General features: G+C 60.0%; 10 protein-coding genes. 5 read left to right on the forward strand and 5 right to left on the reverse strand.

Features of this window, described 5'->3' with window-relative positions; translation table 11 throughout:
- Positions 1-197 precede the first annotated feature (197 nt).
- From hrpA to ACM6IV_RS19405, 4 genes are all read left to right on the forward strand, one after another.
- A complete protein-coding gene (gene hrpA / locus ACM6IV_RS19390; RefSeq protein WP_414871222.1) occupies positions 198-4109 on the forward strand; it encodes an ATP-dependent RNA helicase HrpA in 3912 nt (1303 codons plus the stop codon).
- Between the two features lie 327 nt (positions 4110-4436).
- Positions 4437-5558: a beta-ketoacyl-ACP synthase III gene (locus ACM6IV_RS19395; RefSeq protein ID WP_414871223.1), complete on the forward strand. Its 1122-nt coding sequence runs from the start codon at positions 4437-4439 to the stop codon at positions 5556-5558.
- Between the two features lie 137 nt (positions 5559-5695).
- Positions 5696-6307, forward strand: a complete 612-nt coding sequence (locus ACM6IV_RS19400) for an RNA polymerase sigma factor (protein ID WP_414871224.1) — start codon at positions 5696-5698, stop codon at positions 6305-6307.
- Positions 6301-6540, forward strand: coding sequence for an anti-sigma factor family protein (locus tag ACM6IV_RS19405; protein ID WP_414871225.1), 240 nt, complete (start codon positions 6301-6303; stop codon positions 6538-6540). Before ACM6IV_RS19400 ends, ACM6IV_RS19405 begins: the two co-directional genes overlap by 7 nt.
- A 181-nt stretch (positions 6541-6721) precedes the next feature.
- Here ACM6IV_RS19405 and ACM6IV_RS19410 read toward each other — a convergent pair whose 3' ends face one another.
- Positions 6722-8044, reverse strand: a complete 1323-nt coding sequence (locus ACM6IV_RS19410) for a putative porin (protein WP_414871226.1) — start codon at positions 8042-8044, stop codon at positions 6722-6724.
- Positions 8045-8327: 283 nt separating this feature from the next.
- On the opposite strand from ACM6IV_RS19410, the gene ACM6IV_RS19415 reads away from it, so the two are divergent.
- On the forward strand, positions 8328-9452 hold the full coding sequence (locus tag ACM6IV_RS19415) for a GNAT family N-acetyltransferase (protein ID WP_414871227.1): 1125 nt from the start codon (positions 8328-8330) through the stop codon (positions 9450-9452).
- Positions 9453-9567: 115 nt separating this feature from the next.
- Here ACM6IV_RS19415 and ACM6IV_RS19420 read toward each other — a convergent pair whose 3' ends face one another.
- The 4 genes from ACM6IV_RS19420 to ACM6IV_RS19435 form a co-directional block, all read right to left on the reverse strand.
- Complete coding sequence (locus tag ACM6IV_RS19420) at positions 9568-11400, reverse strand: ABC transporter ATP-binding protein (RefSeq protein ID WP_414871228.1); 1833 nt, start codon at positions 11398-11400, stop codon at positions 9568-9570.
- An 87-nt stretch (positions 11401-11487) separates the two neighbouring features.
- Positions 11488-12051 carry a peptidylprolyl isomerase gene (locus ACM6IV_RS19425; RefSeq protein WP_414871229.1) on the reverse strand — a complete coding sequence of 188 codons (564 nt, stop codon included), beginning with the start codon at positions 12049-12051 and terminating at the stop codon, positions 11488-11490.
- 3 nt (positions 12052-12054) lie between these two features.
- Positions 12055-12858: an alpha/beta fold hydrolase gene (locus ACM6IV_RS19430; protein ID WP_414871230.1), complete on the reverse strand. Its 804-nt coding sequence runs from the start codon at positions 12856-12858 to the stop codon at positions 12055-12057.
- Between the two features lie 14 nt (positions 12859-12872).
- Positions 12873-13796, reverse strand: coding sequence for a LysR family transcriptional regulator (locus ACM6IV_RS19435; RefSeq protein WP_122608915.1), 924 nt, complete (start codon positions 13794-13796; stop codon positions 12873-12875).
- Positions 13797-13811: the final 15 nt, after the last annotated feature.

The raw sequence follows: 13811 nt of genomic DNA on the forward strand, positions 1-13811 counted from the left end.
ACCTGATAGGCCTTGGCGATTATGGATTCGGTGATGCACGTTCAGGTCGGCGAAGCTGGCAAAGTTGACTCGGTCGGTCCCCTCTCCCTCCGGGAGAGGGCTAGGGTGAGGGCCGCAATCCCCCAGATACGCCACAAATCCGCCAAATCTGCGACAATCCGCCCCCTGCACATATAGACGACCGAATTGCCTACCCGATGACCGACGAATCGCCCTCCATCGACAAACTGCTGAAAAACCTCGACCACGCCATGCTCGCCGACCGTCACCGGCTGCGGCGGCAGTTGCTTGAGCTGCGCAAGAAACCCGACGAGGCCAAACTGGCCCAATGGGTGACGCGCATGCAGGCGTCCTGTGATCAGGTGCTGGCGCGCAAGGCGAGCCTGCCGGTGATTCGTTACGACGACAGTTTGCCGATTGCGGCCAAGCGCGACGAAATCAAGAAGGCGCTGGAAAAACACCAGGTGCTGATCATCGCTGGCGAAACCGGTTCAGGCAAAACCACCCAGTTGCCGAAAATCTGCCTGGAAATCGGTCGCGGCCAGCACGGTCTGATCGGCCACACCCAGCCTCGCCGGATCGCTGCGCGCAGCGTTGCCAGTCGCGTCGCCGAAGAACTCGGCACGCCGCTCGGTTCGCTGGTCGGCTATCAGGTGCGTTTCGAGGATCAGAGCGATGCCAACACCCTGATCAAACTGATGACCGACGGTATTTTGCTGGCCGAAACCCAGAACGATCGCTACCTCGAACGTTACGACACGATCATCGTCGACGAAGCCCACGAACGCAGCCTCAACATCGACTTCCTGCTCGGTTACCTGAAAACCCTGCTGCCGCGTCGCCCGGACCTGAAAGTCATCATCACCTCGGCGACCATCGATCTGGAGCGTTTCTCCAAGCACTTCGATGATGCGCCGATTGTTGAAGTGTCCGGTCGCACCTTCCCGGTGGACACCTGGTATCGCCCGCTGACCCTGGAACAGGACGAAGAGGGCAATCGCGTCGAAGACGACCTGACCGTGGATCAGGCGATCCTCGCCACCCTCGACGAAATCGCCGCGTACGAGCGCAGCGAACGCCGCAGTCCGGGGGACGTGCTGGTGTTCCTGCCCGGCGAGCGTGAGATTCGTGATGCTGCCGATATGCTGCGCAAGGCGCAACTCAAACACACGGAAATCCTGCCGTTGTACGCGCGCCTGTCGCCGGCCGAACAGCAGCGGATTTTCCAGTCGCACCCGGGCCGTCGCGTGGTGCTGGCGACCAACGTCGCCGAAACCTCGCTGACCGTGCCGGGCATTCGTTACGTGATCGACAGCGGCACCGCGCGCATCAGCCGCTATAGCTATCGGGCCAAGGTGCAGCGCCTGCCGATCGAAGCGATTTCCCAGGCCAGTGCCAATCAGCGCAAAGGTCGCTGCGGGCGGGTCGAGCCGGGGATTTGCGTGCGTCTGTACAGCGAAGAGGATTTCCTCGGGCGCCCGGAATTTACCGATCCGGAAATTCTGCGTACCAACCTCGCCGCCGTGATCCTGCAGATGCTGCATCTGCGTCTCGGCGAGATCACCGCGTTCCCGTTTATCGAGCCGCCAGATGGCAAGGCGATCAGTGACGGTTTCAACCTGCTGCAAGAACTCTCGGCGGTGGATCGCAACAGCCAGCTGACACCGCTGGGCCGTCAGTTGGCGCGCCTGCCGGTCGACCCGCGCATGGGTCGCATGCTGCTTGAAGCGGCGAAACTCGGCAGTTTGCAGGAAGTGCTGATCGTCGCCAGTGCCATGTCGATTCAGGACCCGCGTGAACGTCCGCCGGAGCGTCAGCAAGCGGCTGATCAGGCGCATGCGCAATGGAAAGACACCGATTCGGACTTCGCCGGTTTAGTGAATCTGTGGCGCGGTTTCGAAGAGCAGCGCCAGGCACTGACCGCCAGTCCGTTGCGCAACTGGTGCCGCAAGAATTTCCTCAACTACCTGCGTCTGCGCGAGTGGCGTGATTCTCACCGCCAGTTGAGCCTGATCTGCCGTGACATGCAGCTGAGCCTGAATAAAGAGCCGGCGGATTATCCGAAACTGCACAAAGCCGTGCTGGTCGGTCTGCTCAGCCAGATCGGCCAGAAAACCGAAGACGGCGATTACCTCGGCGCGCGTCAGCGACGCTTCTGGATTCACCCGTCGTCGGGCATCGGCAAGAAGCGCCCGCAATGGTTGATGACCGCCGAACTGGTGGAAACCACCAAGCTGTACGCGCGCATGGTCGCCAAGATCGATGCCGACTGGATCGAACCGCTGGCCGGGCACTTGATCAAGAAAAACCATTTCGAACCGCACTGGGAGAAGAAGCGCGGTCAGGTCGTGGCGTTTGAACAGATCACCCTGTTCGGGCTGATCGTGGTTGGCCGCCGGCCGGTGCATTACGGCCCGGTGGACCCGGTGGTCTCCCGCGAGCTGTTTATCCGTGAAGGTCTGGTGCGTGGCGAGATTCAATCGAAAGCCAAGTGCCTGACCGCCAACAAACAGTTGCTCGAACAGCTCGACGAACTGGAAGCGAAAGCCCGTCGTCGCGACATTCTCGCGGATGAAGAAACCCTGTACGCGTTCTACGACGCGCGCTTGCCCGCGGATATTCACCAGACCGCGACCTTCGACAGCTGGTATCGAGTCAACAGCCAGAAGAACCCGCAACTGCTGATCATGCGCGAAGAAGACGTGCTCGCCCGCGAGGCCAGTGAAGTCACTACGCGTGATTACCCGGACACGCTGCACATCGGCGATCTGGAACTGGCGCTGACCTATCATTTCGAACCCAATCATCCGCGTGACGGCGTGACCCTGCGCGTGCCGGCACCGCTGTTGCCGATGCTGCCGCCGGAACGCCTGGAGTGGCTGGTGCCGGGGATGATCGAGGCCAAGTGCATCGCTCTCGTGCGCAATCTGCCGAAAGCCTTGCGCAAGAACTTCGTGCCGGTGCCGGACTTCATCAAAGCGGCGTTGCAACGCATGACCTTTGCCGAGGGTTCGTTGCCGCAAGCGCTCGGTCGCGAATTGTTGCGCATGACCGGCGCGCGGGTCAGCGATGAGGCGTGGGCAGAGGCCGAGCAAGGCGTCGAGGGGCATCTGCGGATGAACCTGGAAATCGTCGACGGCCAGGGCAAATTTCTCGGCGAAGGCCGCGATCTGGCCGAACTGACGGCGCGCTTTGCCGAAGCCAGTCAGGCCGCCCTGGCGGTGCCGCAGAGTGCGAAAAGTCAGCAACCGGTGGAGGCGAAAGTCTTCGCGCCGGTGGCGGAAAAGACTCAGCAGAAGATCGCCGGGCTGTCGATGACGGTGTATCCGGCGCTGGTGGAAGAGGGCGGTACGGTCAAGGAAGGGCGCTTCTCGACCCCGGCCGAGGCCGAGTTTCAGCATCGTCGCGCCTTGCAGCGCTTGTTGATGCAGCAACTGGCCGAGCCGGCGAAGTTCTTGCGCGGCAAGTTGCCGGGGCAGACCGAGCTGGGCTTGCTCTATCGCGAGCTGGGCCGCGTCGATGCGCTGGACGAAGACATTCTGCTGGCCAGCCTCGACAGCTGCATCCTTGAAGGCGAAGACCCGTTGCCCCGCGACGGCGCCGGGTTGGCGGCACTGGCCGAGCGCAAACGCGGCAACTGGACCGAGCACGCCGAGCGTGTGGCGCGCCTGACGCTGGAGATTCTCAAGCTCTGGCACAGCCTGCAAAAGCGCTTCAAGGGCAAGATCGACCTCGCTCAAGCCGTGGCGTTGAATGACATCAAGCAGCAAATCAACAATCTGGTGTATCCGGGGTTTGTTCGCGAGACGCCGATGCAGTGGCTCAAAGAGCTGCCGCGTTACCTGAAGGCGGTCGAGCAGCGCTTCGAAAAGCTCGGCGCGCAGGTGCAGAAGGATCGTGTCTGGAGCGGCGAACTGGCCGGTCTCTGGGCGCAATATCAGACTCGTGCGGCCAAACACGCCCAGGAAGGCAAACGCGATCCGCAGCTTGAGTTGTACCGCTGGTGGCTGGAGGAATACCGGGTATCGCTGTTCGCCCAGCAGTTGGGCACCAAGGTCCCGATCTCCGACAAGCGCCTGAACAAACAGTGGACCCAGGTCGAACCCTGACCTGGAGACCCGCACAATCCATTGTAGGAGTGAGCCTGCTCGCGATAGCGCATTATCAGACACCTCATCAGTGGCAGGCAGACCGCTATCGCGAGCAGGCTCACTCCTACAGGGGACTGCGGTTGTGCTTGAGAAAGGCGCCAAAAGTCCACGTTTATGGCAAACTTCGCGACCATAAACACCAGTTTCGCGACCCAGAGCCTTCGGCCGGTTCGCGCGACGGAATAAAGCGATGCCAGGTTTGCGTCCCCCGGATGGGAATAGACCCTTTGTGTGTTGGTACGACGGTTCCAGCACTTTCTGCCTGAACAGATTAGAGAAACGACCATGCATAACGTCGTCATCAGCGGCACCGGCCTGTACACCCCGGCCAACAGCATCTCCAACGAAGAGCTGGTGCAGTCTTTCAATACCTACGTCGCCCAGTTCAACGCTGACAACGCCGAGGCCATTGCCAGCGGTGAAGTCCAGGCCCTGACCGAATCCAGCGCCGCATTCATCGAAAAAGCCTCGGGCATCAAGAGCCGCTTTGTCATGGACAAGGCCGGCATCCTCGATCCACAACGCATGGCCCCGCGCCTGCCGGAGCGTTCCAACGACGAATGGTCGGTGCTCTGCCAGATGGCCATCGGCGCGGCCGAACAGGCCCTGCAACGTGCCGGCAAAACCGCCGCCGACATTGACGGCGTGATCGTTGCCTGCTCCAACCTGCAGCGCGCCTACCCGGCCATCGCCATCGAAGTCCAGGAAGCGCTGGGCATTCAGGGTTTCGGTTTCGACATGAACGTGGCCTGTTCTTCGGCGACTTTCGGCATTCAGGCCGCGGCCAACAGCGTGCAACTGGGCCAGGCCCGGGCGATCCTGATGGTCAATCCGGAAGTCTGCACTGGTCACCTGAACTTCCGTGACCGTGACAGCCACTTCATCTTCGGCGACGCCGCGACTGCGGTGATCATCGAGCGCGCCGATCTGGCGACTTCCAAGTACCAGTTCGACGTAGTCAGCACCAAGCTGCTGACCAAGTTCTCCAACAACATCCGCAACAACTTCGGCTTCCTTAACCGCGCGGCGGAAGAGGGCATCGGTGCTCGCGACAAGCTGTTCGTCCAGGAAGGCCGCAAGGTGTTCAAGGATGTCTGTCCGATGGTTGCCGAACTGATCGGTGAACACCTGGAAGAGAACCAGCTCAACGTCGGCGATGTGAAGCGCTTCTGGCTGCACCAGGCCAACCTGAGCATGAACCACCTGATCGTGCGCAAGTTGCTGGGCCGCGAAGCCACCGAAGAAGAAGCTCCGGTGATTCTCGACACTTACGCCAATACCAGCTCCGCAGGTTCGGTGATTGCTTTCCACAAGTATCAGGATGATCTGGCGAGCGGTTCACTGGCGGTGCTGAGTTCGTTCGGTGCGGGCTATTCGATCGGCAGCGTGATTCTGCGCAAGCGTTGAAAATAGGTTTAATTTCCTCTTAATCGCGCCGACCTTTCCTACATCCGAATCGGCTCAAACGCTGTAATTTTTCGGAAATGGCGGCAGGTGAAGACCTGCCGCGTTTATTTCCGGAATCGGGACAAGGGGATTGATGGATGGCGGCTGACGATACCCAACTGCTTGCGCGCCTGCTGGCGGGTGAGCAACAGGCTTTCAAGGAACTGGTGACGACGTACCAGAGCGCGATGCGTGCCGTGGCGTATGCGATTGTCGGCCAGCGTCACGTCGAGGAAGTGGTGCAGGATGCCTGGCTTTCCGTGGTGCGCCACATTGCCAGCTTCGAAGGTCGCTCCAGTCTCAAGACCTGGCTATTGACCATCACGGCCAACTCAGCCAAAAGCCGTTATAAACACAATCGCCGCGAAGTGTTGATGGATGATCTGCCGTCACCCCATGGCACGATCGACGACGACCGCTTCTCTGCCGGTGACGGCCATTGGCTGGTCGCCCCGTTCGCCTGGCACCAGGACACCCCCGAAGCCCTGCTCACCGAAGGCGAACTGCGCGAGTGCCTGGAGCACACGCTGCTGAGCCTGTCGGAACTGCAAAGCAGTGTTTTGCTGTTGCGCGAACGCCAGGGGCTGGAGCTGGAGGAGATCTGTAATCTTCTGGAGATTTCGCTCTCCAATGTCCGTGTGCTGCTGCATCGTGCACGGCTGAAAGTCTTCGCAACCGTGGAGCATTTTGAGGAGACCGGAGAATGCTGACCTGTAAGGAACAAGTGGCGCGCTCCAGCGATTATCTTGATGACCAATTGAGCTTTCGCGAAAAGTGGATGGTGCGTCATCACCTGATGTTTTGTCCGAACTGTCGGCGTTTCATTCGTCAGATGCGTTTGATGCAAGCCACTTTGAAGGCGCTGCCGGAGTCGCCGGCAGAAGGCGTCGAGGAACTGGCCGAGCGCCTGGCCGAGCAACGACGAAAAGATAACCCCCGGTAGGAGCTGTCGAGTGAAACGAGGCTGCGATCTTTTGATCTTGTGTTCAGACAAGATCAAAAGATCGCAGCCTTCGGCAGCTCCTGCCGTGGTTTTTTGCATCCCGCAGAAATAGTCCGGTGCAGGCGAAACGAACGGATGATGGGGATCGTCCCGCCCGCACCAGGCTATGGGGTGAAGCGTTTTAGAACTTGGCTTCCGCATCCAGCTGCAGGGTGTTGGCGTCAGCGTCACGCTGGGTGCGGCTGGCGAAGTCAGCCTTGGTCAGGAAGTACGTCGCGCCGATGGCGAAGTTCTTGTCGATGTCGTAACCGACCTTGAACTTGTGACCACGGGAACCGGTGGTGCCGTTGGCGAAGTCGGAGTCGGTGAAGGCGCCGACCACGGCGTTGCGTTGCACGTCACGGTAGTTGTAATCGAGGTTCAGACCGAAGACTTTCGACTTGGCGCCCAACAGCCACGCGGTGTCCTGATCGGTCACGGCATCGTTGTTTTTCACGTACTGACCGTAGAACGACAGTGGCATTGGCAGACCGCCGATGTCGACCTGGCTGAACCCTTCATACAGACGGAATTCGTTGTTAGCCGAGTTGCCGTTGACTGCCAGCGCACACGGTGTGGAAGTACCGGTGCAGCGGCTGTCTTCGTCGTTCTGGTAGGCGTAGACGCTGCCGCCCAGGGTGACTTTCAGGTTGTCGGTGATGTTGAAACGGCTGCCCAACTGGCCGGCAGTCAGACGCAGGTCGTGACGGAATTGCACGCCGTCGCCGTCAACGTTGTCCTTGAGGTTGTAGTTACCCAGGCTGCCGAACAGTTCGGCGCTGCTGCCCAGTGGATATTTGTAGGTGACAGCCAGACCTTCCGGGTTGATGTCGCTGTCCCAGATCACATCGCCCATGCTGACCCACGGTTGCAGCATCTTGCCGCCGATAATGTGCAGGTTCTTGATTTGGTCCGGGTGATAGTCGATATAACCGAGGTCGAGCCAGATCTGCTTCTTGTCGAAGTAGTTGTCCTGATCCTGGTTGGTCGAACGGGCATCGTCACCGCCGCCGGTGGCGATACGGATACCGGTGTCGACTTGCGGGTTGATCTCGGTGTAGGCACCCAGACGGGCACGGATGCGCTGACGATCCTTGTCGCGGCCACCGTTGTTCGGTTCGCCGTCGATCTTGATGGTTTCCTGACGGATTCGCACATCGCCCTTGAACTGGGTCTTGGCGGCCCAGGCGAGTTTCTGGTCGAAGACGCTTTGTTCGTTGGTTTTCTTCGCAACAGCGGCGACTTGTTCGTTGGTCTCTTGCTGCGCCTGCTGCGCGATTTGCTGAGCCTTCTGATCCTTGGCCAGTTCAGTTTGCAGTTCGAGGTACTGTGCCTGGGAAATGGAACCGTTAGCTTTGAGCATGTCGAGCAGTTTGGCGTCGACTGCAGCACTGGCCGGAACACTCATGGCCAGCAACAAGCCACCGCACAGGGCCGCCGCAGTTTTCGTGGAAGCAAGACGCATAGCAATCTCCGAAGATGAGAGGGGATGGCGAAACCATCCGGGGCACAACCGACAATATGGGTGTCGGAAAACAGTGTCCGGGTAGAACCCGGCGCTCTAAAAACAGGCGCCAGTATCGCGATCGTTTATGACAGACCAGTGGCACAGTGATGGCAGGTTGATGACGATATCGATTCGCCCTGAACTATTGATCTAGAGCGCTGTCGGCCGATTGCGGGTGTGCAATGCCGCGCAATCGGCGATACTCGCCGGGCGCTGAAGTCCTGTTGGGGAGAGCTTGTTGATGCCGTTGCAACGCCTGCAAAACCTGTCGCAAATCGCGCCGGCTACCTGGGATGCGCTGGTGCCTGAAAGCCAGCCGTTTCTGCGCCATGCCTTTCTCAGTGCCCTGGAAGACAGTGGCAGCGTTGGCCCCCACACCGGCTGGCAACCTGAGCATTTGCTGCACATCGAAGCTGATCGACTGATCGCCGCGTTACCCGGTTATCGCAAGTGGCATTCCTACGGCGAGTACGTGTTCGATCACGGCTGGGCCGACGCTTGCGCCCGCGCCGGCATTGAGTATTACCCCAAGCTTTTGGCCGCCGTGCCGTTCAGTCCGGTCAGCGGCCCGCGCCTGTTGGCGGCCAGGGTCGAAGACGGTTTCGAGCTGCTCAAGAGCCTGCCCGGCTATCTGGAAATCGAAGGGCTTTCCAGCGCGCACATCAACTTCACGGATCCGTTTACCGATGCCGCGATGGCTGAGCAACCGGGCTGGCTGCAGCGCATTGGCTGTCAGTATCACTGGCAGAATCGCGGGTATCGCGACTTTCAGGATTTCCTCGACATGCTCAGTTCGCGCAAGCGCAAACAGATGCGCAAGGAACGCGAGCAAGTGGCGGGGCAGGGCTTTGCGTTTGAATGGCTGGAAGGGCGGGAGCTGGACGAGGCGCAGTGGGATTTTGTCTATGCCTGTTACGCCAATACCTACGCGGTGCGGCGCCAGGCGCCTTACCTGACACGAGAGTTTTTCAGTCTCTTGGCCGAGCGCATGCCCGAGGCGATTCGCGTGGTGTTGGCCAAACAAGGCTCACGCCCAGTGGCAATGGCCTTCAGTCTGGTCGGTGGCGAAAGTTTCTACGGGCGCTATTGGGGCTGTCTGGCGGAGTTTGATCGACTGCATTTCGAGACCTGTTTTTATCAGGGCATGGATTACGCGATCGCGCAGGGTTATCAGCGCTTCGATGCCGGCGCTCAGGGCGAGCACAAGCTGATTCGCGGGTTTGAACCGGTGATCACCCATTCATGGCATTACCTGCGCCATCCAGGCCTGAAAGCGGCGGTGAAGGATTTCCTCCAGCAAGAGCGCGCCGGCATCCTGGCCTATGCCGAAGAAGCAAGAACAGCCTTGCCCTACCGCCAAACCTGAATCCCCTTGTGGGAGCGAGCTTGCTCGCGAAAGCGGTGTTTCAGTGACATGGATATCAGCTGACACACCGCCTTCGCGAGCAAGCTCGCTCCCACAGGTACTGTGGTGAATGGGGTCAATCGATGCCGACAAACCCTCCGGTCTGATGCGCCCACAGCCGTGCATACAAACCACGGTGAGCCAACAGTTCGGCGTGCGTGCCGCTCTCGGCAATCTTGCCGTTCTCCAGCACCACCAGGCGATCCATACGCGCGATGGTTGAGAGGCGGTGGGCAATCGCAATCACGGTTTTGCCCTGCATCAGGGTTTCCAGGCTTTCCTGAATCGCCGCTTCGACTTCCGAGTCCAGCGCCGAAGTAGCCTCGTCCATGATCAGAAGCGGTGCATCCTTGAGCAGCACCCGTGCAATCGCGATGCGCTGGCGCTGGCCCCCGGACAGTTTCACCCCACGCTCACCAACGTGCGCATCGAACCCTGTGCGACCTTCGGCGTCCGACAGCAGCGGAATGAACTCATCGGCGCGCGCCTTGTGCACCGCGTCCCACAACTCTGCGTCGGTTGCATCCGGTTTGCCGTACAGCAAGTTGTCGCGGATCGAGCGGTGCAGCAGCGAAGTGTCCTGCGTGATCATGCCGATCCGGGCACGCAGGCTTTCCTGACCGACTTCGGCGATGTTCTGGCCGTCGATGAGAATTCGCCCGCCCTCGACGTCGTACAGCCGTAGCAACAGGTTCACCAGCGTCGATTTGCCCGCGCCGGACGGCCCGATCAAACCGATTTTCTCACCCGGTTTGATGGTCAGGTTGAGGTCGCCGATGATCCCGCGCTTTTTGCCGTAGTGAAAATCCACGTGCTCGAAGCGCACTTCGCCCCGGGCCACTTGCAGCGGTCTGGCCTGTGGAACATCCGTGATGGCGACTGGCTGCGCGATCGTTTGCAGGCCGTCCTGCACCGCACCGATGTCTTCAAAAATGCCGTTGACCACCCACATGATCCAGCCGGACATGTTGACGATACGAATGACCAGACCGGTCGCCAAGGCAATGGCGCCGACCGAAATGATCGATTGGGTCCAGAGCCAGAGTGCCAGGCCGGTGGTCGTGACGATCAACAAGCCATTCATGATCGTGATGGTCACGTCCATGCTCGTCACCAGGCGGCCCGCCAACTGGGCTTTTTCGGTCTGTTCTTCGATGGCTTCGCGGGCGTACTGCTGTTCGTAACGGGTGTGCGCAAACAGTTTCAGGGTTGTGATGTTGGTATAACCGTCGACGATTCGCCCCATCAGTTTCGAGCGCGCATCCGAGGAGACGACGGAGCGCTCTTTGACCCGTGGCACAAAATAGAAGAGCGAGCCGACATAGCACGCCATCCAGACCAGCAACGGGATCATCAGGCGCCAGTCGGCTTCGGCGAACAGCACCAGTGAACTGACCGCGTAGATAAGCACATGCCACAGCGCGTCAACCGCTTGCACGGCGGAATCGCGCAAGGAGTTGCCGGTCTGCATGATGCGTTGAGCGATTCGCCCGGCAAAGTCGTTCTGGAAGAAGTTCATGCTCTGTTTGAGCACGTAGCTGTGGTTCTGCCAGCGAATCATGCTGGTCATGCCGGGATTGAGGGTCTGGTGCACCAACAGGTCATGCAGACAGACGAAAACGGGGCGCAGTATCAGCGCGACCACGACCATCCAGATCAGCTCAAGCGCGTGGTCTTTAAACAGGTTGGGGTTCGGCGCGCCTTGAGCCAGGTCGATGATGCGGCTCAGGTAACTGAACAGTGCCACTTCAATCAGCGAAGCGAACAATCCGACCACCAACAAAGCGGCAAAACTTGGCCAGACCTGCTTCAGGTAATGGATATAGAAAGGCAGCACACGGTTTGGAGGCGACGCTGTCGGGGCGTCGCGGAATACGTCGATCAGTTTTTCAAAACGGCGATAGAGCATCAGATAACCGCCCGGATCACGGGCTCTCCTTTTATCAGTGCGAGCGGCGCGGGATCAGCCGTCGCCGCTCGGTATGCCCGGCGAAACTCAGTCCAGGCGCTTGGCCGACTTGATAATCACAGGGTCGACTGGCACGTTTTGCATGCCGCTTTTGGTGGTGGTTTGTGAATTGACGATGATGTCGACCACGTCCATGCCCTTGACCACTTTGGCGAACACCGCGTAACCGGCATCACGGCCCGGGTCGAGGAACGCGTTGTCAGCCACGTTGATGAAGAACTGGCTGGTGGCCGAGTCAGGATTGGAGGTGCGAGCCATCGACAGAGTGCCGCGAACGTTGTGCAGGCCATTGCTGGCTTCGTTCTTGATTGGCGCCTTGGTGTCTTTCTGTTGCATCTGCTGGGTGAAACCGCCGCCCTGGGCCATGAAGCCCGGGATCACGCGGTGGAAAATGGTGTTGTTGTAAAAGCCGCTGTCGACGTATTCAAGAAAATTTTTAGTGCTGATCGGTGCCTTGACCGGGTCCAGTTCGATTTCGATCTGACCATTGGTGGTGTCCAGCAGCACGTGCGGTGCTTTGGCCGGCGTGGCAGCCATCAGGTTGGCGGCAAACAGCACAGTACCAGCGGCGAGGGCGAGTTTTTTCAGCATGGGTCAGTGATCCTGAGATTGAATATCGGCTGCGGCGAGGAACTCCAGCAGCGTTTGATTGAAGCGTTCGGGTTGATCGAGCGGGGTGGCGTGGCGCGAGTCGGCGATCACCACCAGCCGCGCATTCGGCAACAGTTTTACATAGGTTTCTTTCAGTGCCACCGGTGTGTAGTCACGGTCGGCGCTGATGACGAGCGTTGGACAGGTCACTCGGGAAAGTCGTTCCTGTACGCCCCAGCCAACAATCGCATCGAAGCTGGCGAGATAAGCACGTTTGTCGTTTTTTGCCCAGCGTTCGGCCATTTTCTGCCGCAGATCGGCCTGTTCGGGTTTGGGGAAAAGTTTGCCGCCAAGGGCTTTGCCAATGGTCGCGAGACTGAGCATACGCATCAGGCTCCAGCGTTTGAACCACTGCCAACAGTCGTCGCGGCTGCGTAGTTTGACCTCGGGCGCACTGTTGACAATGGTCAGGCTTTTCAGCATTTGCGGCTGATCGACGCCAAACTGGAAGCCGATCATCCCGCCCATCGACAGCCCGACGTAATGCACCGGGCCGAGGTTCAAGTGCTCGATCAGCGCCAGCAGGTCGGCGCTGAAAGCGGCAATGCTGTAGCGCCCGCGGGGTTTGTCCGAGCGCCCGTGGCCACGGATGTCCGGGACGATCACCCGATAATGCGCAGCCAGTGCCGGGATCTGCATTTCCCAGTCCAGTGTGCTCGAGCCGAGCCCGTGAACCAGTAGCAACGGGGAGCCGTGGCCATATTCCTCGTAGTGCAGGTTGCAACCTTCGTGCTCGAAATACGCCATCGGTGAACTCCGTGTCAGGCTTGCTCAGGCGCGGCGAACGGCGCGTCCAGCGGCAAGGTGTCAAAGGTGCGCAGCAGTTCGATCAGGATCTGCGTGGCCGGGCCCAGGGGTTTGTCCTTGTTCGAATACAGATAGAAGCTGGAATTACGGGTACCGCCCCTGTCCAACGGTAGCAGCTTGAGCGAGCCATCTTTCAGTTCGCGCTCGATCATGTGCCGGGGCAGCCAGGCAAAACCCAGGCCGCTGCTGACGAACGTGGCCGCCGTGGCGAGGCTGCCGACGGTCCAGCGTTGTTCGGCGCCGAGCCAGCCGACATCCCGTGGTTGCTGGCGGCCGGAATCGCGGATGACCACTTGCATCTGGGTTTCCAGGTCCTGAAAGCTCAGCTCGCGGTTTAGCCGGTGCAGCGGGTGATCGGGATGAGCGACGGCGACGAACTCGACATCGCTCAATTCCGCGCCGAGGTAGCCGGGAATGCTCAGGCCGGTGATCGCCAGATCGGCGACACCTTCAAGCAGCACTTCCTCGACACCCGACAATACTTCCTCACGCAGACGCACACGGCAGCCGCGACTCTGCGGCATGAACGCGGTCAGCGCACGGACAATGCGTGCGCTTGGATAGGCTGCATCGACCACCAGCCGCACTTCGGCTTCCCAGCCTTGCTCCATGTGATGGGCGAGGTCTTCCAGTTGACTGGCCTGTTTCACCAGTTGCCGCGAGCGGCGCAGCAACACGCCGCCGGCTTCGGTGAGCACGGCTTTACGCCCGTCGATGCGCAGCAACGGCACGCCGAGCTGGTCTTGCATGCGAGCGACGGTGTAACTCACCGACGATTGCGAACGGTGCAAGGCCTCGGCGGCCTGGGCAAATCCGCCGTGGTCGACCACGGCCTGCAACGTTCGCCATTGATCAAGGGTCACGCGGGGCGCTTTCATCAATAGCTCCTCTTG

The organism is Pseudomonas sp. IT-347P (genome assembly GCF_949768005.1).
GTDB lineage: Bacteria > Pseudomonadota > Gammaproteobacteria > Pseudomonadales > Pseudomonadaceae > Aquipseudomonas.